At 45.3% G+C, this 22,169-nt stretch carries 24 protein-coding genes; 7 read left to right on the plus strand and 17 right to left on the minus strand.

The window, feature by feature from the left end; translation table 11 throughout:
* Positions 1 to 80: 80 nt before the first annotated feature.
* Both rsmD and R8O10_RS20115 read left to right on the plus strand, forming a co-directional pair.
* Positions 81 to 680: a 16S rRNA (guanine(966)-N(2))-methyltransferase RsmD gene (rsmD, locus tag R8O10_RS20110; protein WP_213877895.1), complete on the plus strand. Its 600-nt coding sequence runs from the start codon at positions 81 to 83 to the stop codon at positions 678 to 680.
* A gap of 25 nt (positions 681 to 705) precedes the next feature.
* Positions 706 to 972 (plus strand): DUF1145 domain-containing protein, encoded by a 267-nt coding sequence (locus R8O10_RS20115; RefSeq protein ID WP_005378704.1) that lies wholly within the window; start codon positions 706 to 708, stop codon positions 970 to 972.
* Positions 973 to 1,029: 57 nt separating this feature from the next.
* Here R8O10_RS20115 and R8O10_RS20120 read toward each other — a convergent pair whose 3' ends face one another.
* The 4 genes from R8O10_RS20120 to R8O10_RS20135 all read right to left on the minus strand — a co-directional run bounded on the left by R8O10_RS20120 (position 1,030) and on the right by R8O10_RS20135 (position 4,082).
* Positions 1,030 to 1,614, minus strand: a complete 585-nt coding sequence (locus R8O10_RS20120; RefSeq protein ID WP_005389671.1) for a YhgN family NAAT transporter — start codon at positions 1,612 to 1,614, stop codon at positions 1,030 to 1,032.
* A gap of 106 nt (positions 1,615 to 1,720) precedes the next feature.
* On the minus strand, positions 1,721 to 1,942 hold the full coding sequence (locus R8O10_RS20125; protein WP_005378711.1) for a YecH family metal-binding protein: 222 nt from the start codon (positions 1,940 to 1,942) through the stop codon (positions 1,721 to 1,723).
* Between the two features lie 69 nt (positions 1,943 to 2,011).
* Positions 2,012 to 2,632: a lysoplasmalogenase gene (locus R8O10_RS20130; RefSeq protein ID WP_005389670.1), complete on the minus strand. Its 621-nt coding sequence runs from the start codon at positions 2,630 to 2,632 to the stop codon at positions 2,012 to 2,014.
* Positions 2,633 to 3,713: 1,081 nt separating this feature from the next.
* Positions 3,714 to 4,082 carry a hypothetical protein gene (locus R8O10_RS20135; RefSeq protein WP_005378717.1) on the minus strand — a complete coding sequence of 123 codons (369 nt, stop codon included), beginning with the start codon at positions 4,080 to 4,082 and terminating at the stop codon, positions 3,714 to 3,716.
* A 328-nt stretch (positions 4,083 to 4,410) separates the two neighbouring features.
* Between R8O10_RS20135 and R8O10_RS20140 the strand changes: the two genes are divergently transcribed.
* On the plus strand, positions 4,411 to 4,740 hold the full coding sequence (locus R8O10_RS20140; protein WP_318191681.1) for a DUF2500 domain-containing protein: 330 nt from the start codon (positions 4,411 to 4,413) through the stop codon (positions 4,738 to 4,740).
* Here R8O10_RS20140 and R8O10_RS20145 read toward each other — a convergent pair.
* The 7 genes from R8O10_RS20145 to rhtB all read right to left on the minus strand — a co-directional run bounded on the left by R8O10_RS20145 (position 4,737) and on the right by rhtB (position 11,412).
* Positions 4,737 to 5,750: an acyltransferase gene (locus R8O10_RS20145; protein WP_318191682.1), complete on the minus strand. Its 1,014-nt coding sequence runs from the start codon at positions 5,748 to 5,750 to the stop codon at positions 4,737 to 4,739. The two genes, R8O10_RS20140 and R8O10_RS20145, sit on opposite strands and share 4 nt — an antisense overlap.
* Before the next feature lie 283 nt (positions 5,751 to 6,033).
* A complete protein-coding gene (gene arsJ / locus R8O10_RS20150) occupies positions 6,034 to 7,251 on the minus strand; it encodes an organoarsenical effux MFS transporter ArsJ (protein WP_054579686.1) in 1,218 nt (405 codons plus the stop codon).
* 254 nt (positions 7,252 to 7,505) lie between these two features.
* Complete coding sequence (locus R8O10_RS20155; protein WP_005383629.1) at positions 7,506 to 8,000, minus strand: cyclin-dependent kinase inhibitor 3 family protein; 495 nt, start codon at positions 7,998 to 8,000, stop codon at positions 7,506 to 7,508.
* Positions 8,001 to 8,012: 12 nt separating this feature from the next.
* On the minus strand, positions 8,013 to 9,014 hold the full coding sequence (locus R8O10_RS20160) for an ArsJ-associated glyceraldehyde-3-phosphate dehydrogenase (protein WP_005383630.1): 1,002 nt from the start codon (positions 9,012 to 9,014) through the stop codon (positions 8,013 to 8,015).
* Positions 9,015 to 9,056: 42 nt separating this feature from the next.
* Positions 9,057 to 9,392 (minus strand): metalloregulator ArsR/SmtB family transcription factor, encoded by a 336-nt coding sequence (locus R8O10_RS20165; protein WP_005378730.1) that lies wholly within the window; start codon positions 9,390 to 9,392, stop codon positions 9,057 to 9,059.
* Between the two features lie 154 nt (positions 9,393 to 9,546).
* On the minus strand, positions 9,547 to 10,770 hold the full coding sequence (locus R8O10_RS20170) for an EAL and HDOD domain-containing protein (protein ID WP_053304474.1): 1,224 nt from the start codon (positions 10,768 to 10,770) through the stop codon (positions 9,547 to 9,549).
* A gap of 24 nt (positions 10,771 to 10,794) precedes the next feature.
* Positions 10,795 to 11,412: a homoserine/homoserine lactone efflux protein gene (gene rhtB, locus R8O10_RS20175; protein WP_054729573.1), complete on the minus strand. Its 618-nt coding sequence runs from the start codon at positions 11,410 to 11,412 to the stop codon at positions 10,795 to 10,797.
* Between the two features lie 65 nt (positions 11,413 to 11,477).
* Between rhtB and R8O10_RS20180 the strand changes: the two genes are divergently transcribed.
* Together R8O10_RS20180 and R8O10_RS20185 are read left to right on the plus strand one after the other, a co-directional pair.
* Positions 11,478 to 12,488 (plus strand): alpha/beta fold hydrolase, encoded by a 1,011-nt coding sequence (locus R8O10_RS20180; RefSeq protein ID WP_182016951.1) that lies wholly within the window; start codon positions 11,478 to 11,480, stop codon positions 12,486 to 12,488.
* Positions 12,489 to 12,732: 244 nt separating this feature from the next.
* On the plus strand, positions 12,733 to 13,557 hold the full coding sequence (locus R8O10_RS20185) for a Cof-type HAD-IIB family hydrolase (protein ID WP_053350823.1): 825 nt from the start codon (positions 12,733 to 12,735) through the stop codon (positions 13,555 to 13,557).
* A 50-nt stretch (positions 13,558 to 13,607) separates the two neighbouring features.
* Here R8O10_RS20185 and R8O10_RS20190 read toward each other — a convergent pair whose 3' ends face one another.
* Positions 13,608 to 14,078, minus strand: coding sequence for an EVE domain-containing protein (locus R8O10_RS20190; protein WP_151514315.1), 471 nt, complete (start codon positions 14,076 to 14,078; stop codon positions 13,608 to 13,610).
* Positions 14,079 to 14,125: 47 nt separating this feature from the next.
* On the opposite strand from R8O10_RS20190, the gene R8O10_RS20195 reads away from it, so the two are divergent.
* Entirely contained in the window at positions 14,126 to 15,676 is a 1,551-nt protein-coding gene (locus tag R8O10_RS20195; protein WP_054577269.1) for a COG3650 family protein, read from the plus strand.
* The gene (locus tag R8O10_RS20200) at positions 15,676 to 16,272 is read left to right on the plus strand and encodes a tRNA-uridine aminocarboxypropyltransferase (protein ID WP_033907272.1); all 597 of its coding nucleotides are present in this window, start codon (positions 15,676 to 15,678) and stop codon (positions 16,270 to 16,272) included. Before R8O10_RS20195 ends, R8O10_RS20200 begins: the two co-directional genes overlap by 1 nt.
* Positions 16,273 to 16,355: 83 nt before the next feature.
* On the opposite strand, the gene R8O10_RS20205 is transcribed toward R8O10_RS20200, so the two are convergent.
* From R8O10_RS20205 to dapF, 5 genes are all read right to left on the minus strand, one after another.
* The gene (locus R8O10_RS20205) at positions 16,356 to 18,842 is read right to left on the minus strand and encodes an EAL domain-containing protein (RefSeq protein ID WP_005383644.1); all 2,487 of its coding nucleotides are present in this window, start codon (positions 18,840 to 18,842) and stop codon (positions 16,356 to 16,358) included.
* Positions 18,843 to 18,980: 138 nt separating this feature from the next.
* Positions 18,981 to 19,697 (minus strand): 5-amino-6-(5-phospho-D-ribitylamino)uracil phosphatase YigB, encoded by a 717-nt coding sequence (yigB, locus tag R8O10_RS20210; protein WP_005378741.1) that lies wholly within the window; start codon positions 19,695 to 19,697, stop codon positions 18,981 to 18,983.
* Between the two features lie 8 nt (positions 19,698 to 19,705).
* On the minus strand, positions 19,706 to 20,638 hold the full coding sequence (gene xerC, locus R8O10_RS20215) for a tyrosine recombinase XerC (protein WP_005378742.1): 933 nt from the start codon (positions 20,636 to 20,638) through the stop codon (positions 19,706 to 19,708).
* Positions 20,604 to 21,335, minus strand: coding sequence for a DUF484 family protein (locus R8O10_RS20220; RefSeq protein WP_017636089.1), 732 nt, complete (start codon positions 21,333 to 21,335; stop codon positions 20,604 to 20,606). The genes xerC and R8O10_RS20220 overlap by 35 nt, the downstream gene beginning before the upstream one ends.
* Positions 21,329 to 22,159, minus strand: a complete 831-nt coding sequence (gene dapF, locus R8O10_RS20225; RefSeq protein ID WP_318191683.1) for a diaminopimelate epimerase — start codon at positions 22,157 to 22,159, stop codon at positions 21,329 to 21,331. The genes R8O10_RS20220 and dapF overlap by 7 nt, the downstream gene beginning before the upstream one ends.
* Between the last annotated feature and the right edge of the window lie 10 nt (positions 22,160 to 22,169).

The raw sequence follows: 22,169 nt of genomic DNA on the forward strand, positions 1-22,169 counted from the left end.
ATTCTGGGCTGTATCCAAACTCCAAGCTCATTGCTTGGGCGATTAGATATAGTATCACTTTATTAGCGGTCAAAAAATCTATGGTAAGACGTCGCCAGCAAAACTCATCACAAAAAAAGCCAACAACGGGCTTTGTTCGCATTATTAGTGGCTTATGGAGAGGCAGAAAACTTCCTGTACACGATGCTGAAGGCTTACGCCCCACGACCGATCGCGTCAAAGAAACGCTGTTTAACTGGTTAGCTCAAGATGTACCACAGGCAAAATGTCTCGACTTGTTTGCTGGCTCTGGCGGCTTGGGATTTGAGTCAGCTTCGCGCCAAGCAGAGCAAGTGACCATGGTTGAGCTAAACCCACAAGCTTTCCAACAGTTACAAAAGAATATTGCCTCTCTTAACGCGAACAACATCCAAGTGGTAAATACCGACGCACTGAGTTTTTTGAAGCAACCGGGTTCTGCTCATCATGTGGTGTTTATTGACCCACCGTTTCGCAAAGGTCTATTGGATGAGACCGTGGCTCTGCTAGAACAAAATGGCTGGCTCGCGGAAGATGCGATGATTTATATTGAAACAGAAAAAGAACTCAATATTGCCGACTTACCAGAAAACTGGCAATTACATCGAGAAAAAACAGCAGGCCAAGTGAGCTATCGTCTGTACGAACGTACCTCCGCATAACGCCTCGATTTAAAAGGATACTTAAATGAAAGCACTAATTATGCTGGCCAAAGCGGCTATCGCCTTTGTTTGGTTAGTATTAATCCTAAATATTTTTATGCCCTTTCCCGGCAATGCCGCGATTGCGCTTTACATCATGACCGCTTTTTTGTTCATCATGCACGGTTTACAAATGGCCATCTTCATTGGTGCATTTGGCGACAAAATAAAAATGAGCAGTTGGGAAAAATATTCAATCCTGATTTTTGGTATTTTTGCCCTACTCGATATTCGTCGTAAACACATGATGTAATCGCTCAGATACGAAAAAGCCGCTCTTGTGAGCGGCTTTTTTTCTGCGTTTTGTTCGTCACCCAATGTAACTTTTTACACCATCCAAGAACATTTGAGTGGAGATCATCACCAGTAACAAGCCCATTAAGCGTTCTACCGCCTTCAAGCCACGTTCACCCAACAAGCGATTAAAGAAGCCATAAAACATCAGTATAAAAAATGTTGCGCCCCACGCAATTACGACTGATGCTGACATTTCCAACATTTTCTCTGGATGTTGCGAAGACAGTAAAAGCAAGGCTGCAATCACTGAAGGGCCCGCGATCATAGGAATGGCCATCGGAACAATAAAGGGCTCCTCGCCTGCTGCCAGTCCAGTGATGCTGCCAGCACTCGGGAAAATCATCTTAATCGCAATAATGAAGAGAATAATGCCACCTGAAATGCTGAGCGTTTCTGGCTGGACATGCAAAAAACTTAAGATGCTTTGTCCTGCAAACAGAAACAACATCAAAATCAGTAAGGCAAACAGTAGTTCACGAATCAATACCTTACGACGACGCTTGGGATCGATATGTTTGAGAATAGACAACACAATCGGCAAGTTACCGAGAGGGTCCATGATTAGAAACAGCATGGTCGCTGCAGAAAGAATGTCCATATTCTGGCCTCACCTAAAAAATGGCGGCCAGTGTATAGCAAACTGACAACATGAGTATATGACTGAGGGCGAAAACACCATATTCACCCTCGATCTTAGCCGCCGTTTAGTGATTGCAAACTCGCGCCATATTGACCACAAACTTACCTTCAAGCTCACGAATTTTGTCGCGCTTGAGCAAAAATGCTAGTAATGCATCTAAGTCTAGATCATTCAGTTTACAGGTGTGAAAGCGAACGCTAGCACCAAAGTGCTGTGTGAGGGCTTCGCGATCCATTGGTGTTTCTCTAAGTAGGTTTAGCAGCTCGTGAGCATGGATTTCACTCATTATTGACTCCAGTTATTAAGAACAATGCGTTCAGTTTACTGAAATCCTCAAGAGCTGCTTTGACTTAAATTAGTAAATGATTGAGGCAACAATGAGGGCATGAGCAAAAAAGTAACTGCCACTCACCCACAAATAGGCGTGTTTCATCGGTTTTCGATAACCGTGTATCGCGTATGCCAGCGCCGAATAGATCAGAACTAAGGTTCCGCTAAAGCCGATAGCATTGGCGTAACTCGGCACTTGTAACCAAACTTCACCGGCAGCCCAAGCAAGTTGAACCAGCATCATCCCCATGATCACAACGGGGAATACCAGAGAGTCGAGTTGAGGTAGCAACAAAAAGAACGCTACGATACTCGCTGCAAGCAGCAGGGCCAACAGCCACCAGACAATCTCACCATTAAGCTGCACCCAAAATGACTTGCTGTAGCATACCTGGGCAACCAGATAAGCCGTAAAATAGATTAGCTTACGAGTTTTAAACGAGTGCAGCGTATCTGCCACCATAGACACAATAAGCCCACCCGCAATCCAGTAGGTATATGTTGCGGATGCACCTTGAGTTAACACCAACACAAGAAGAAGTAGCAGAGTAAAGATTTTAAACACGAGGGATTGTGTCGGGTTAGCTTGCTTTGCTCCCAACACGGAATACACACCTGATAGCCCTATCGCCAGCCAACTCCACATGCAGTATACACCTTTTACTTAAACTCGCCGCTAGTCTAGGTAGACCAGTTTTGATGTAAAGACACAATCTACGAAAGTTGGATCTCGCTAGCGATTCGAAACATTTTGTAACCCTCAGCCTACGTAATAATAAAGCCGATGAGCCTGAATGATGCCACTAAACATTGGGGCCAAGCTTTGCTCATCAGCCGAACCCATCAAATCACACGACACAATAACCAACGCTTTCTAAAACTATTTAACTGAAAAACAGATAAGTGCTCCAGGTAAGCCGCCATTTCACAAACTGACGATTAAACCACCAGGATGTATGTAATACAGGCAACAAGAATAAATAACAGACACAAAATAGAAAATAGTCTTAGTAGCGCTCTAAGAGAGGAGAAACCACTGATGACTAGGGGTAAAAACTAAGAAAACCGACCTTAATTCAGTAAAAAAAACATCAGACAAGAAAAGTAAGTCAATGATAAATAAAACCATAATTTCAATAACAGATAAAAGTGCGGACTTCATAAACCATAAAATCACTAAACACTTTTGAAGCCCATATTTTCTCATAAGGTAAGAAAATCTCACTCCATGCTTTCGATTTGACGATGCAACCTCATAGCACATTTTTTAATTTTCTCAATTTTTGAGAAATACAGACAAAATAAACACCCAACATACCATTCGAAACAAAAAACAATTACAAAGCCAACATAACAAACCACTTAACATTATAAAATCATACACTTAAAACAAAAAAGGATAGAAATAAAACAATGTGAACACTTTAAATACAGCACAAAAAACATAGTTTCATTAGTCAGAATCACGTAAAACTAGACAAGTTAAGTGTGGTTTTTGAAAAGATTAACGAGCATATGTTGATCAAACCCCAAAAACAGTGCTATATTAAATTCATCGAGTTCATCAAAGATTAAGGGGTAGTGTTATGATTTCATCTTCTCAAAAACAAGGGCTGGTTATGATTGCAGTGGTTGTGGGTTTAATGACACTGCCAATGATGTACTAACCCAATGATTTAAAATAAAAAAGGACGCAAATACGTCCTTTTTTATTTATCTGTATAGCTCTACTGAATGTGCTTAGACAAAATATCCCAGTGCATATAGTAGAAACCAAGAGCGGCCAGCGTAATCAACGTCATTAGCAAAATTGCTGTACGCCAAATAAAGCGAGAGCTTCTTGGTGTCAGCTCTTTTTCACAAGCATCACATGCCGCCATAAAGCCTTTACGATCATCCAACTTGTAATCGTCTTCGTGCACCACTTTGTTACGCACGGTTGCGATGAATCGAAGCTTTGCTATCACGTCATGCGGTAAACGTTCTTCACAACTATTAATAAGTTGGTGCAACCCTTTCCCTTCTGCATGGTACTGAGTACGCAAAAGTTTTTCGATCGTTCGGGTACGCATGACTACTTTTTCAATATCTGACATCGTAACCCTCCTTACCAGACCCTTCCTATGTTCATTATTTTTATTCTTCTATAAATTTAGAGCTTTTTCGAGCCGTAAAGTGCAATTTTACTTTCAATTTGTGCCCTTGAGCTCATATAGCCTAACAAGTGAAAGCCGCTTCGTTCAGCTTTAGTGACGTAGCTTACAGATGAAGCAACAATTTCATCGCGTCCCCATTGAGATAAACCGTGAAGTGCGCCGAATAAAATTCATATCCCTTTCATTAGATTATGAATAAGTTACCTCAACTCATCGTTTCGTCAGCGAGTTCTGTAGAATGGGACCCGATAAAACATTGGAGGTTAATATGCCAATCTCACTTATTTTCGCCCTATTCGCCCTTATTGCCTTGGGCGCGTGGGTGTTTTTCCGTTTTTATAGTAAGCACTATGTGGGCGAAAACGCTCCAGAGCAAAGCGCGCAGGTAACGGTTTTAGATAAACAAGCGATAGACATCCCAAACGCACCACCAGGTCAAGACGATCAAGAGTATTGGATTTACGTTCAACGTGGTTCTATCGGTCCAAAGCGTGAATTCCAAATTGGAGTGCATTACTACCATGCACTCAACCCTGGAGATAAGGGAACACTGACCTATCGCGGCAACAAGTTCCTTCACTTCGCTATCAAACGTTAAGGCAGTAACCAACGAGTCTTGGCAGAACGAGAAAAGAGATAGCTCATCGCCAAGGCTCCAGCTCCACTTAGAACGATCCAGACTGGAATCACCCACGCAGGATGTCCTGTGTACCAACCGAACTCTTTCATCGGCCATAAGAAAATAGGGTGAAGTAAGTAAATCCCCAAGCTGTGCTGACTGATCACACTGACCACTTTTTGTACTTTTGGTGATAAGCCTTCACCAAAGTAACGCCCGATCATAAAAATCATCGAAGCCGCTAGAATCACATTCAGTGTTTTATAAGAGAGCCAGCGCCCAACCGTATACTTCTCCGCCTCTAAGCTATTTGTCACAACCATAGTAAAAGTCACTGCCAACGCCACGAGTCCTAGCCCAAAAAATAAGGTCACCATAGAGCGATTCAAAGGTACCTTTTGAAATAAAACATACCCCAGTGGAAGGTAACCCATATAAAGCCACATCTGATTACTCCAAGGGCCATCAATCTTGAACAAGAACAGTGTGCTGGTGAAAAGCCAAAATGCGAGATAGGTATACAAGACGTTGTCATCCACGTTGCGTACCATCCATTGAAACAGCGGAATCACAAAATACAGTGGTATAAAGTAATAGAAAAAGCCGAGATGGTAATACGTTGCGTGGAATGGGCTATTGCTTAATACCTCTTTTACGGTTTCAAAATCAAAGCCTTGAGAAGTCCAGCCTGAAAGGTACGCATAAAACATCGACCAAATAAGAAATGGAACTAAAACTTTGCCCAAACGCCTTTTGATATAATACTTACCGTCAAATGGTCGAGTGTCACTGAGCATTAGCGCTCCGGTGATCAAAATAAAAACTGGCACTGCCCAGCGGGTTACGCTATTCACGCCTACCGCTGTCAGCCATTGGTCAAATGGAATCACTCCTAACTCATTTCGATACGGTGCCAAGACGTGAATGGCGATCACTGCTACCGCTGCGAAGCAGCGCAATAAATCAAAAAACAGAACCCTTTCTCTCATACCTTTCCCTACTTTGAGTCGCTTATCGTTTATAGCATAGGGTAAATCTCAACCAGTGAAATGGTTAACAATCTGTTTTTGCTTATTTTTAACTCAACAATGACCTACAACGGGGATTTCATCACCACTCTAATCACTTAACGAGAACCAAAAACCAAGCATCAGTATTCACTCTCGATGCCAAACCGACACAATCTGATTACAGCAAACGGCGCATAAGAAACAAAAATGGCTCCGATTTGGAGCCATTTATACCATCTACAGATAGCGATACTGGGGATAGTTACGCAGTAGCAACATCAGCTTTTGGCAACTTAATTGAAATCAGCGTCGTCAGTGCCAAGAAAGCAAAAGAAACCCATAAGCACGCCGCAAGACCAGCCTCTTGGTAGATCCAACCCGATAATACCGTGCCAATCAAACGTCCCATCGCATTGGCCATGTAGTAAAAACCGACATCCAACGAGACGCCATCGCCTTTAGCGTAGCTCACTATCAAGTACGAGTGCAGCGAAGAGTTAATGGCAAACACAGCGCCAAAAATCATCAAACCTACCACAATCACCAATTCAGGCTGCCAACCGATTTGCACACCATAAGCAATACCAGCCGTAATTAACGCTAGGATTCCTGCCCACACCAATGCTGCACTACCATCAGGCACACGACCTTGCGCTTTGCCAGTAATACGCGGCGCAAAGCCTTGCACAAACCCATAAGCAATAACCCACGCTGCGAGAAAGCTACCAACCCACAAGTGATCCCAGCCAAACACGCTACCAAGATAAATAGGCAGAGCGACCACAAACCACACATCACGCGCCCCAAACAAGAACATGCGAGCTGCGGATAAAATGTTTATCGATTCAGACTTGGAGAATATTTGGCGAAACTTAGGTTTACTCTTTGCTTTACCCATGTCCGCTTCTAGCCAGATCATGCTGCAAATAAACACTAATGTAAGTACACCCGCCATAATAAACATCGAGTTTTGAAAACCCACCCAAGACAGCAGCAAGCCACCAACAAAAAAGCCCGCTCCTTTGAGTGCATTCTTCGAGCCAGTCAAAATCGCTACCCATTTGTAGAGCGCCCCTTGCTGCTCGTCTGGTACTAGCGTTTTAATCGCGCTCTTAGCACTCATTTTGTTCAGATCTTTGGCAATCCCCGACAGAGCTTGCGCTGCCATCACCCAAGGAATGGTCAGCCATGCATTTGGTACTGCGAGCATCAACAACGCAAACACTTGCATCGCTAAACCAATGTTCATGGTTTTATTAAGGCCTAACCTTGCGCCCAGCCAACCACCAACTAGGTTTGTTACCACACCAAAAAATTCATAGAAAAGGAACAGTGAGGCAATAGCTAACGTGGAATAACCTAAGTCATGAAAATAGAGCACCACCAGCATACGCAGTGCGCCATCGGTCACCGTAAAGTTCCAATAGTTAAACGTCACTAACATGTACTGACGAATACTTTTGCTTAATTGAGAAATCATATTGACCTCATATGTACAGCGATAGAAGCATTTAGATCATCATGTTCTAAATACTTCCTAACCTGTACAGCAACATTGACCAATACAATGTTGCTGTGATTTTCAAAAAATGCCCCAACATCAATAAAAAGCAAAATACAACTTAAAAACAATGCATTAGTTAATATTAATGGCTTTTTTTGTAAACAGTCGTATCCTGAAGAAGCTCGAATTTAGCTTTTGGATCATAATGAACCAAAAGCTATTTAAGCTGATCAAGCGTCTTGAGCCACGCGTTCGATGTACTCAACTTGCACAGGTTTTGTAAATGCACCAGGGCGCAATGCCTGCACTTCTCGCACGATATCTTCTAACTGCCATTCCTTTTCTAGGAGTAGGTGAGCAGCGAACAAACCTGTGCGCCCCGAACCACCCATGCAATGCATCGCAACTTTGCCACCTTGAGCAAGAATCGCGTGCAGTTCCGGACTGGCTTGTTGCCACTTCGTCGCAAACTCTTCATTTGGTGCGCAGTCGTCTTCAATCTCGATCTGGAACCATTTCATTCCCAGTTGCTGAGTGGCTTCACCCAATGCAGAGACATTCTTCGCAGCTAATTCACTATCATCTAATGCAGTAACGACCGCTTGAACACCCTGCTCTTTCAACTGTTCTAACGACGCATGCAAATCGACACCTTTCGTTCCTGGGCACGGTGTTAAGATTAAAGCACCGGAGTCCAAATCTAATTGCCATGTAGGATGAGACATTGTGACCCCCTTTTAAGCCAAACCAACGTTACGAACCAGCTCTGCTGTGCGCGTTGCATAACCCATTTCGTTATCGTACCAAGCGTAAATCTTAACCATACGAGAACCCACAACCATGGTTGATTGCGCATCAACGATGGTTGAACGTTGGTCGCCTTTATAATCGATAGAAACTAAAGGACGCTCTTCGAAGCCAAGGATGCCTTTCAAATCACCTTCAGATGCTTCTTTTAACAGTGCATTCACTTCTTCTGCCGTGGTATCACGCTTCACATCAAAAATGATGTCTGTTAACGATGCGTTTGCTAGAGGTACGCGAACCGCATGACCATTAATTTTGTCTTTTAATTCTGGGAAAATTTCGACAATCGCCTTCGCGCTACCCGTCGTAGTTGGGATAAGGCTCATGCCGCATGCTCTTGCACGGCGTAGATCTTTGTGTGGCGCATCCAAAATAGTTTGCGTATTCGTCAGGTCGTGAATGGTCGTAAAAGAAGATTGTTCGATACCCAATTTCTCATGAATGACTTTAACCACAGGTGCGATACAGTTAGTCGTACACGAAGCCGCTGTCACGATACGATGTTTTTCAGGGTCGAAAATATGGTCGTTCACGCCCACCACAATGTTCGCGATACCTTCTTCTTTCACAGGTGCGCTTACCACGACACGTTTCACGCCTTGCTCTAGGTATTTATTCAGGAATGATGTTTTGCGATGTACGCCTGTCGCTTCAATCACAACATCACAATCAGACCAGTTCACCGCATCGATATCGCGTTGTTGAGTCGTGGCGACACGCTTGCCGTTGATGACGAGCTCACTGCCTTCGACCTGAACTCCATGATGCCAACGACCTTGCACTGAATCGAATTCTAATAAGTGACCAAGCGTAGCGGCGTCACCTGCGACATCGTTGATTAACACAAACTCCAATTCTGGCCAATCAAATGCCGCTCGCAGCGCTAAGCGACCAATTCGGCCAAAGCCATTAATTCCTACTTTAATTGTCATAGTTTTACCCTCTAATCTTCTACCTTGAATCTCTATTCGCTGTTAACAGCAAGCCTCACGACTTTTATCGTGTAAGCGTGTGATGTCGTCTTGGTATTCCTGCTTCAAACAGTTTGATGCCACTAAGTCTTCAATTAACTTTCGCATCCAACCTGGTAATTGCTGTGATAACTCGTAATACACCCATTGCCCTTGGCGTTTATCCACCAAGATGCCACTGGATCGTAACTGAGCAAGATGACGAGAAACTTTCGGCTGGCTCTCTTGTAGAGCAAACGCCAAATCGCCAACGCAAGTTTCACCTTCACGGGCCACGAGCATTAAACAACGTACGCGTGTTTCATCGGATAACAGCTTAAAAAACTGATGTGGAAGCATAATGAACATACCTATATATGGATATGCGTATATGTTTATTTAATTAAGATATATCGTCAAGAGGAAACCGTCCATCGTCATAAAAGTTTCACATCTAACGAACAGCTTGGTTGTAAAGAGAGAGATTCAAAGAGATAAAAGATAAGACCAGAAATTATGCAGTCGCGATGCTTTGACTCCAGCGAACCGCTTCACCTAAGGAGAGCTTCACTTCCTCTAAAGGCAACCCCAATTGCATCGTGATTTTTTCAACCCCTGACCAATCGGCACGCTCGTAGCACTCTTCAAGGGAAATAAGTGCACCATAAACCCCTTTGCGATGTAATAGCGCTTGTTGTACTGAATGACTAAGCGGTAACTGCCTAACTAAAGATTCCACCGAAAGATCCAGCAACGCATCTAGAATCGACAGCAAACCAACCATGAAACCTTGCTCGTTGAGGTGAGAGAATGGCTGATAGCGCGACATCAATTGGCAAAATTGAGCTCGTTGCAATGAAAGGTGATACAGCTCTCGAGGCTTGTTACTGGAGATATACGATGCCACAACCAAAGAGACAAACTGCTTAAGGTTATCCTGGCCAAGATAAATCAATGCCTGACGAAAAGAGCTGATTTCGACAGCCAAATTCGGCGCTTGCGTATTTACAAAACGCAATAATTTATATGACAACGCGACATCTTGCGTAATGATGGACTCGATACGAGTAAAGTCAGGCTCAGGAGCACAAACTTCACGAAACAGTTGCAATGCCAACACTTGCTCAGGACTGACGTATTTAGTCTGCGAGACGAGTGGCTTGCTAAAAAAATAACCTTGGAAAAATTTAAAGCCAGCCGCTTTCGCTTGCTCAAACTCTTCTGCGGTTTCAACACGTTCTGCTAAAAAGTGGTATTTGACGCGTTTGGCAAGGTGTGTTTTGACCAGTTCACAGGCCTTTTCGAGCCCCATCGCCATAATGTCGAGCTTCACAATATGCACATATGGCAAAAAACGACGCCATTCTGGTGTTAGGGTGAAGTCATCCAAAGCGATCAAGTAACCTTCTCGATAAAACTCACGAATCGCATCAAGAAGCTCATCCGTAGGTTGGCACGTTTCCAACACTTCGATGACAATTTTGTTTTTCGGCAAACTGCGCGGCAAACGTCGCACCAAGCTTTGATGAGGAAAGTTAATAAAGCATCTTGAAGAGGCAATCACTGGGTTAGTACCCAGTGATAGGAAGTTTTCGACGATCAGTCGGTATGTCGCTCGATTTGAATCAATATGTGAAGGGTATGCGTTACTCTCCCCGTCTCGAAACAACAATTCATAACCCAGCGTCTGTCTTTTTCGGTTAAAGATCGGCTGGCGAGCGACATACGTTGTATTCATGCTAAAGAAGGACCTATAAATGGCTTATGACTTTGCAGCTGCTAATAATGCACCACAACCCATGAACATTGAACCGAATACTTTGTTTATTTTTCCCATGATTTTATCGGAGCGAATAAAGCGTCCCATTTGTGCTGCCAAGCTCGTGTAACCCAACATTACACACGCATCAATCACGACCGTAGTGACGCCAAGCACCAACAGTTGCGTGATTTGGTCTTTTGCCGGGTCAATAAACTGCGGGAACAACGCCACCAGAAAAACAATCGATTTAGGGTTGGTGAGGTTAATCAACACTGCCTTGTACAACAGCGCCGTGCCTGACATCTCGTTGTGGTTTTCAGCTGCGACTAAGCTTGATGTGTCGCGCCATTTCTGAACCCCCAGCCAAACCAGATAAGCGGCACCAACCCATTTAATGACAGAAAAGGCGGTTGCTGACTGCGCGACAAGCGCACCAATACCCGCCCCCACCAGCGCGATGTGGATAACTAAACCAATTTGTAAGCCAATAATGGCACCCAGTGATTTACGGGTACCGTAACTCAAACCATTACTGATTGAGTTCACCGTGCCAGAGCCCGGAGCCAAACTAAAAACGATTGCTGTTACTACATAAGCTAACCAGACATGGGTATCCATTGCATTTCCTCACTAATTCTTCGATGATACATCGCGTAAACAACGTATCTTCAGGTAATCAACTAATGGCGACTAACCATTCACCTTTGACTTATACTCAAGAGACATTATTTGAGCAAGCAATTGGTGGTCCGATCGCAGCACTTTGGCAAACTCGCCAAGAGGGCTTTGTTAAAGGGACTGAGAAAAAGAACATTTACTGGTGCAAGCTAACCAACCCAGAGCATAAAAAAGCCGTGCTCATTGTAAATGGACGCATTGAGTCTTCCTGGAAATACCAAGAGCTGTTTTACGATCTCTACCGCCAAGGTTTCGATGTCTATTCCTTTGACCACCGCGGACAAGGTTTATCAGATCGTTTATTATCTGACTCAGATATGGGTCACGTCTATGACTTTACTGATTATATTGATGATATGGACATCGTCGTAAAAAAACACGACCTTAGCGAATATCAACAATGCTTCATCATCGCGCACTCTATGGGCGGCGCGATCGCCACACGTTACCTGCAAACTCACCCAGAACACCCTTTTACTGGTTTGATTCTAAGTGCGCCCATGTTTGGCATTAACCTACCATGGTACCTCTCACCAATAGCGATTCCGGTCACACAAATTATGTCAGCGGTATCGACTTTGCCACGCTATGCACCAGGACATCAGGCCTACTTCCCTAAGCCCTTTGAAGATAACCCACTTAGCCAAAGTTACGGCCGCTACCAATGGTTCCGAAACCTATATACGGAAAAACCGGAACTGCAAGTCGGTGGGCCAAGCACTCGCTGGGTTTGGCAAGGGCTCATGGCCGCTAAGCAGTGCTTTTTATTAACTCGCCAAGTCAAAATACCAGTAATCCTAATCCAAGCCGGAAACGATCGGATTGTTAGCAACCTCGCGCAAAAGCGTTTTATTGATAAATTGCGGAAAACCAACCCGCACGCGGAGCTGCTTTCCATCGAAGGCGCACAGCATGAAATCTTATTCGAGACCGACAAGTATCGTAATCAAGCGCTCGATGCGATTTTCCGCTTTATGAAGGACCCTAAATCGCCATCAAACGAACAAGCACAATAAGAATTCTAGGCGACCATTTCACGACTATCATTAAAGAGGAAATGTCTGCACATCGATTTACCCTCTTTTTCATCCTCATTTTGGCGTACACTGCTTGAACTTGGCTACTTTGACACTGTGTTTAACCGCATAGTGCTACGAGCCCAAGTTCCCCCGCATTCGGAGCAGTACGATCTAGTCAGTCTGCTGTACTCCGTTTGCAATTCACCTGTTCCACACTATCCAAACCGTTTACGAGGACTTCATGAGCACATCGCTACCTTGCAAAGAGATCACCAAAATCGTTGCCTCTGATCTGGATGGCACGTTACTCGCACCTAACCATCAGCTCAGTGCTTACTCAAAAGAGACGCTAAAAGCGCTGCATGAAAAGGGTTATACCTTTGTCTTTGCAACCGGCCGTCACCACGTAGACGTTGCGAGCATCCGTCGCCAAGTTGGCATTCCAGCTTATATGATCACGTCGAATGGTGCCCGAGTGCATGACCAGGAAGATCAGCTAATGTACAGCGAGAATGTCCCTGCGGAACTGGTACAAGGCGTGATCGACACGATCAAACATGATCAAGAAATACTTATTCACATGTATCAAAATGATAGCTGGTTGATGAACAAGGATGATGAAACGTTACGTGACTTCCACGATGAATTCACTTACGTCTTATTTGATGAAGACCAAGCCCCAACTGACGGTATTGCGAAAGTTTTCTTTACTCATCCAGGAGAAGACCACGAACGTTTGGTCGTATTTGAAAACAAACTACGTGAGCAGTTTGGTGATCAGCTGAACATCGCATTTTCAACGCCTTGGTGTTTGGAAGTAATGAGCGCTGGCGTGTCTAAAGGTCATGCTCTTGAAGCGGTAGCGAAAAAGCTCGACCTCACGTTAGAAAACTGCGTAGCATTTGGTGATGGCATGAATGACGTAGAAATGCTGTCGATGGCAGGTAAAGGGCTAGTTATGGGTACATCACACGAAAAAGTGATGAAAGCTCTACCAAATAATGAAGTAATTGGCAGCAATGCAGAAGATGCGGTTGCACACTACCTACAAGAACACTTGCTGTAAGCTTCAATACTCCAAATAATGAAGGGCTGCACATTCGCAGCCCTTCTCTTTTATCGCTGACTTGGCAGCTTCTCTTTGCCAAGAATCGCGTCCCATTCTTCTTCTGTCACGGGCATAATCGACAAGCGATTTCCACGTTTCACCAACGGCATGTTCTCAAGTTCTGGCATCACTTTCATCACCGACAACGGAATCACTCGCGCCGTTTTACGTACAAACTCTACATCCACCATAATCCAACGCGGGTTGTCTGGGTCTGACTTTGGATCGTAATAATCGCTTTCGGGATCGAATTGGAAATGATCGGGATAGGCTTCTCTCACAACTTTAGCAATACCTGCCACGCCAACATGTTTACAAGAAGAGTGGTAAATCAGGACTAAATCGCCCACCTTCACTTGGTCACGCATCATATTGCGCGCCTGATAATTACGAACTCCCTCCCAACATGAAACCTTTTGGGTTCGAAGCGTGTCAATAGAAAAGGTATCTGGTTCAGTTTTAAATAACCAATATGCCATAATGCCATCCGATGCCGATTGAGTAACAATAATGAGGAAGATATAACATGAAGGCTTTGAAAAACCCAGTGGCGCTTGCCACCCTGCTGGTTCTGCAAGCATGTAGTTCACAGCCGCCACAATCTGGTGCTGCTGACCCAACCTCTCCACCAGCAACCTTAGATAAGCCTGAAACCATTCAACCTCAAACTTTTATGCTACGCGGAAAAGTGATCGTCGGTCACGAGAGCCAATACATCATGCCTTGTGGCAGCGACAAGCAATATTGGTTGCAACTATCACCACAGCAAATGCAACGAGCAATTCAGTTAAATAACGAGCCTTACCAGACTATGTATGGCGAGGTTATCGGCCACCTCAACCCACCGGGCATCGATGGGTTTTCTGCTGATTTCGATGCTAACTTTGTAGTGGAACAAGTGAACTTCCTCACAACGGAAAACCCAAACCGTTGTCAGCAACCAAACAAACCAACTCGCGTGTTTGGTAATGAGCCTTCTTGGTCGGCAAGCTTTGAGGCTAATGGACTAACATTCCAGCAAATCGGCAAACAAACCACAAAATTAGCGATTAACAGCAGTCAGCTTCAACCTCGCCAGCGCACTTATCAACTGCAAGGTGGTGAGCTTCGCTTAACAGAAAACCTCTGCTCAGACACAATGAGCGATTCTTTATATGGCTGGAAAGCAACACTAAAACATGATGGCGAGACGTATCAAGGTTGTGGTATGGCTGCAAACGTCGATGCAACGCTTGGCTGGGCTAATACCTATGTCGCGACCTCAACCCAATCACAAGGCTTTGAAGTACAAATGACCTTAAACCCAGACCACAGCGCCACAACAAAATACCGTTACGCCAATGGACAAGCACCATTAATCGAGCGTGGTTACTGGCAACAGTTAAGTCCGTCTCAGGTTCAAGTTGTCATGACGCATCATCAACAGCAAAGGCTAATGTCAGAGCGACTGTTTACTCGAGAAGGCAATCAGCTCAAAGCGACCAAAGAAAAAGTCGGTAACTTGGTATACCCAATCGCCGATGGTGGTTTAGTCCTTTATCCTGCCACCGTTCGTGATGAAGGCATCATGCAACCAGCCGAAAAACGCACCAACAACCCCATCGGTAGTGCTGACGTACCTTCTAGTGCAGAGTTTGATTCAAAAGTAGATGCCGCGGTGCGCAACTACTTCTTTATCCATCAAACCAACCCCAACAATAACCAATACCGTTGGCTAACTTACGACCTCAACAGCGATGGTAACGAAGAGCTATTGGTACAGTTGGATTGGTGTGGTTCCGGTGGCTGTACATTGCTAATATTTGAACATCACGAAAAGGAATGGCGCTTTAATAGCCGCATTACACTAGTGCAAAGCCCGATTATGCTCGGCCAACAAACCTCTCATGGTTGGCGAGATCTGATTTTTAATGTCAGCGGTGGCGGAGCTAAAGCGGCTCAACATGTGATGCAATACACTGGGGTTAGCTACCCACTCAACCCAAGCATGGCGCCAACGGCAACGCCGAACCAAGTCAGTGGCGTGCGTCTGTTCTCTGATGGGATAAGCCCGGTGCGAGAAGGAGTTCGTCTGTAATGTCACAACCGTGTCCAACCTGCGGTTTTCAATTCAATTGTATGTGCTCGCTAATGCCGAAACTTAACAGTGAGCACAACATCCTGCTGTTAATGCATCCGAATGAACTGAAGCGTGATACTAATACCGGCCAGCTACTAGAGCAGTGCCAACTCAACATTGAGCGAGTAATCTGGGATCGCAAACAGCCACCAGCAGAATTGCTCACTCTATTAGCTGATCCGTCGCGGTATCCGGTGTTGCTCTTCCCCTGTGAAGAAAGTATCACACTCGAACATGTGGTACTCCAAAGCCAGCAACAAACCAAAACTCCGCTGTTTATTATTTTGGATGCCACCTGGCAAGAGGCGCGCAAGATGATCAATAAGAGCCGTTGGTTAGAAGGTATCCCTACTATGGGATTGTCTGCGTCGGCGGACTCACAATATCAGCTGCGACGCAACCAACAACAAGGTAATTTGTGTACGTTTGAAGTCGCTGCACATTTGCTCGGGCAACTTGGAGAACAAAACAACCAACAACAAATGCAGCGCTTTTTTGCCCATTACCTCGCTCTGTTCCAAGCTGAAAAGAGTGGACACGCTCTTAAGCGTTAACCATTAAGCTCAGTAGAAGAACCAAACAAAAAACGCAGCCTACGCTGCGTTTTTTACGACAAGAAGTTTCACGTGAAACATCATTAAAACAGTCGAGTCGGCTCGCCAAGATAGTAACCCTGCAAATAATCCACCCCCATGTCTTGTGCAATGGTACACACCTCCTGATTGTGGACGAACTCCGCCACCGTCTCCGCGTTAAACACCTGGCACAAACGCACCAACTGGGAAGCGATCTTGCGCTGTTTTAAGTCTTTATCAATATCACGAATCAAGCTGCCATCGAGCTTTATGACTTCTGGCTCCAACTTTAGGATTTCATCGATATTCGAATAACCGGACCCAAAGTCATCAACAATGATACGCGCCCCTAAGCTTCTAAAATGACTGCACACTTCTATCATTCGGCCGTAGTCTTTGATCTGCTCAGATTCCAGCACTTCTAAACCAATTCGCCTTGGGTCATTTAGCTGGCTAATTTCATGCTCTAAAAGCATTAAAGTTTTATCACTGAGCAAATCTTGCGGCGATAAGTTTATAGAAAAGTCACCTTGCTTATCTCGCATATAATGCAACGTAGAATGAATCATGTGCCGACTTAGTCGAGTGTAAAGATGTGTATCAGAGATAATTGGCAGAAAACGCCCTGGCGCAATCACCGTTCCATCGGCTTCCAGAATACGAACCAAACATTCTTGGCTTGCCAATTTGTGGCTACCCGCATGCACAATAGGTTGGCTATAAGTGATGATATTCTGTTTGAGAATGGCTCTACTGACGCAACTTAGCCATCCAAGTTGCTCTTTACGCACATCCTCACTGACTTCAATATCTTTCGCATTACAGATATGGGTATTACTGCGTACACCGGAGCGCCTCGCTTCGATGCCTTTGAGTAAGAGCTCATCTACTGAAGCGGATGGAAAATCTCGACGACTCACTAAGCCGCCGCATAGCGAGATAGAAAGATAATCTATTTCACGTAGGCCAATTGGCTCAAAATTAGTTTGTTCTACCGCGTCAGCAAAACGCGTAAAGTGCTGTTTGATGGTCTCGCTGCTTTGATCAGCTTTAAATATGAACGCCCATTCACCAACCCCAATACTATAAAGCTGCAAAGCCGTTGGCATGCCGAAACGCTTTCGTAGTCGATTCGTAAAGTGCATTGAGAGATCTTTGAGTAATTGATCTCCCACTCGGTAGCCGTATTTTTCGTTAATATGACTAAAGTTAAGTAGCTTTAGAGTCAACAAATGCTCATCCAAATCGATGTTACTCAGCCGCTCTTGCAATGCGACCCGGTTTTGTAACCCCGTGCGACTGTCGCGTCGATAGCTTTCTTGTAACTTGCGCGTTTGGCGATCGAGTTGATATCCCATATGCGCGTTCATATGGTTGAGATCGCCGATCGCATTTCGAATCAAGCTAAACAACGGTGAAATAGAGGAGCTAACGGGCGACTTAGGCAAGTTCAATGTTTGCACTTCGTCTCCCTCTCGCATCGCTAAATACGTCAGGCTGTGATGAAGAATTTCGGGCTGACCAATACCACCATGCAGTTCCCCCATACAGTAACTACCAAACGTCGTCGCAATATCTTTAAAGGCTTGGACTTCGTCGCTGCTGTCAATAAAGTCTAACCGTGACGCGCAGTTAAAAATCATAACGACTTCAGGTTGGTGCATGGCTAACTCAACCACACCATGCCGCACTTGCTCGAGCGTTAACGAGGGATGGTTATAGCAAAATTGCACTTCGTCACCAAGACACCAGGGCCTGTCGAAGCTCATACTGCCATCAGCGTGTAGCTCCGTTACCGTACAAACTTCCTTTCGCCCTAAGCTTTCTCGATACAAAGGAAAGCTGAGCAGTTGACTCAGCGTCACGTCATGGCCATCCGCCAAGTAACGCTTGTATACGTCCAGTGCTTTCTTCTCACCTAAACAGTACAAGCGCGTTCCTTTTGCATGAGTGACTTTGTGTGGCATGCCAATCGGGTTCCATTCCGAATACGCATCAGTCCATAGCTTCAAAGTATCACTGTGCAAAGCTACGGCAACCACAGCGTTATCGTAAACTCGGTTTTGATATAGCACCCAGCAGCCATCGTCAATACTCTGCGCCAACCCTCCAGAAATCACTACTTCTTCACTGGCGAAGGTTTGAAACAAGGGATAGTCACGTCGTTCAATTTGCACAGCAAAGCTGAGGATCACCTGTGAATTATGCTGCATTAGAAGAGAGCGCTTGAGCTCCCCGCCATCAATGTCAGGGGAGTAAGAGTATGTTTGTACCGCAGAAGTCAGCGTGGTTTGCTCAAATTCAATCACACTCACTAGGCAACCAGAGGTAAATATCTCCCCTTCCAGAATCACATTACGCGTACTATGCCCCATAACATGAGCATTCGGCAGCGACGACAAAACGGCGTCTGCAAGTGTGGTCGTAATTTCGCGCGATTGCGTCGACAATATTTGTACTAAATATTGTTTATCTGAGGAAGTCGGAAAAGTGACTAAAAAGTCATTCAGTTGACTGACATCGTGAACCAGTTTTGAAAAAGCTCGCATGGACCTACCACTGCCGTAACACTATCTTCACCACGACTTGTGGCGTTACTATTTTTATTTAATAGAGAATAATTTACGTGGCTTTGCGCTGCTTTTCTAGACACAAAATGAGATTAGAATGGATTAATGCGAAAGCAATTAAAAAAGTGTGAGTAACGGCTGCAAACTATTGATTTCAATATCAGGTAAAGTACGTGTTTTTGAATGGTTAATGACATTTTTATTCATATCATTAAACCAACAGGCTGCAAAACCAGCCAACTTTGCACCATGCACATCCGTGGTTAGATGGTCACCGACATGCAGAATATTCTCCGCAGGAATATCCAAGAATCGCTTCGCTTTAGTAAACATATCGGTTGCGGGTTTCGCCAATCCATCTGGCCCTGCTTTAAGTACCTGTTGGAAATAAGGCGTAAGACCGATGCGGTCTAAATCCACATTACCGTTGGTGATTGCCACCAACGGGATGTGCTGCGCGAGTTCCTCCAGTACATCGAGGCTTTGCTGCGGCACTTCAAAACGGCTACGCCAGTCCAACGCAACGTCTACTGCGGCTTTCGCGGCGGCATGTGCTGCGTCTTCGTCGTAGCCTACTTGGGAGAAGGCTTGCTGAAGTTGCACTAAACGCCATAAAGTGACATCGCTCTTCAGCTCGGGTTGTTGCTGCACAACTCGCTGTTTGAGAGCAAACCAATCCGCTTTGTTCATATGAGCAACCGCTGGATGATGGTGCTTGAGCCAAGATAGCAACTCACGCTCCATGCGAACGATCACAGGATAGTTGTCATAGAGGGTATCATCTAGGTCAAAGGTCATTGCCTTAATAGGCTCGATACGGCGATAAAATTTCATACTTCGGCTCACTCCCCGTTCTTTTTGCGTGCGCGTGGGTGGGCTTGGTCGTAGGCTTGCGCCAAATGTTGGAAATCCAAGTGCGTGTAGATTTGGGTCGTCGAAATGTTCTCGTGCCCTAAAAGCTCCTGCACCGCACGTAAGTTATTGCTTGATTCGAGCATATGTGTCGCAAATGAGTGACGCAATTTATGCGGACTAATATGGCTTGCGACAGACTGTTTCTGCCCCCATTCAGCCATGCGCTTTTGCACGCTACGATGCGAAATACGCGTTCCAAGCTTAGATACAAACAAGGCGGGCTCACCTGGAGCGGCTAAATCACCACGAACGCGTAACCACTTCCCGACCCACTCGGTTGCCATCCCAGAGAACGGCACTTTACGTTCTTTATCGCCTTTACCAATAACACGAAGCTCACCACTACGCAGTTGTACATCACGTACATCCACACCCACCAACTCAGCCAAACGTAAACCGGCGCCGTACATCAGCTCCATCATGGCGCGATCGCGCACAGCCAGCGGGTCGTCCTCGTTGACTTCAAGTAATTGGCTCACTTCGTCAACATCGAGGTTTTTGGGCAACGGGCGTTTTTTGCGAGGTGCTGAAACCCCTTTGGCTGGGTTAGCAGACATCTCGCCACGCAGAATAAGGAAATCGAAAAAGCTACGCAGCGATGAGAGTCGCGTTGCCAAACTGCTGGCTTTCATGCCTTCTCGCATGCCCTTACCTGCTAATTGGCGCACCCAACCAGCATCCACTTGAGACCAATCTTTGAGCCCCATTTCAGCTAGGTGCTGCGCCATAGTTTCTAGCTGCTGTTTGTAATTGCGCTGAGTATGTAGGCTAAGCCCCTTTTCGCTTCGTAAGAATTCATAGAAGCGCTCAAGAGGCTTTTGCAGACTATTTGGCAGAGGAGTGTTGGGAGTTGTCGTCATCGTAACTTTGCCATACCAGTGTTTGAGCGAGATGTGCCACTACTAATGATAGGTGACGCAAAAACAAGGTATCCATATCTGGCTGAAAATGGCCGCCATCTTCACTAGAAAAAGCAAGCACGCCCAGTGTTTGCTGTTTCACGAGCGGCAGTACCACATAGGAACCCATTTCCGGCACTTCCATGTTGCCAAACAAAGCTTCACGATCTACTTTGCGAAGACGTCCTAAGTACGCATCTTTGCCATTTAAGTGAGTAGTCGCAAAGCGTTGATAACTTTCCTTACTCAATTGAATCGATGCGTCGCATTGACTAAACAATCGAACAAACGCACGTAAGCCCAATGCTTTGGCTTTATCTTCGATAGAATGAATGACTTGTTTAAAGTCACCACACTTTAGAATCTGCCCCTGCAAATCCATAAATTCGTAAAAGGTGCGATCATTGTTCGCCGCAAGCGACATTAGTGTAGTGATCTCTTCCTCTAACTCTTCAATGCGCTGACGTTGGCGATTCATTTGGATGTGTACCAAAGATACCGCGCCTAAGTCTGAGTGTGGGAAAGATAAACGATCCACAAGCTCCGGACGTTGCACAAAAAAGTCTGGATGATCTTTGAGGTACTCGGCCACTACTTCAGCCGTTAAGGCATCTGCTTCTACTTGAGACAAACCGTTTCCTTTTTCTTCAACTAGCAAGACAATTGACCATCAAATACATGCGTTGTAGGTCCGGTCATAAACAACGGCTTGCCAGGGCCTTGCCATGCAATTCGCAATTCACCACCAGGTAGAGAAACCTTAACGTTTTCATCCAACAAGCCCTGCAGAATCCCAACCGCGACTGCCGCGCATGCACCACTACCACAAGCTTGTGTTTCTCCTGCGCCTCGCTCGTAAACTCGAAGACGAATATGGTCACGACTCACCACCTGCATAAAGCCAGCGTTGACGCGCTCTGGGAAACGCTCATGCGACTCAAGCAGCGGACCGAGAGTTTCCACTTCTGCCGTATCCACATCGTCGGCCACGGTCACTACGTGCGGGTTACCCATGCTCACAGCACCACAAAACAGGGTATTGTCGCCTGCTCGCATGATGTAAGTTTTCTCTTTTTGCTTCGCTTTGAAAGGAATTTTGTTCGGTTCAAACTCTGGCACGCCCATGTTGACCGTCACTTCCCCATCATCTTCGATGTTGAGAATCATCTTTCCTTTCTTGGTGCTCACGCTGATGCTGTATTTATTGGTCAGCCCCTTCAAGCGAACAAAGCGGGCAAAACAGCGTGCACCGTTACCACACTGTTCAACTTCACTACCATCGGCATTAAAAATCCGATAATGGAAGTCGGTTTCAGGGTCGTAAGGGGCCTCTACCACAAGCAATTGGTCAAAACCAACGCCAGTATGACGATCCGCCAAGCGGCGGATCAGGTCTTGCGAGAAAAACACGTTCTGGGTAATACAGTCGACGACCATGAAGTCGTTGCCCAAACCGTGCATTTTGGAAAAGTGGAAATGCATTTGTTGTGTG

The sequence above is a fragment of the Vibrio sp. 1727 genome, assembly GCF_033344415.1.
Lineage (GTDB): Bacteria > Pseudomonadota > Gammaproteobacteria > Enterobacterales > Vibrionaceae > Vibrio > Vibrio alginolyticus.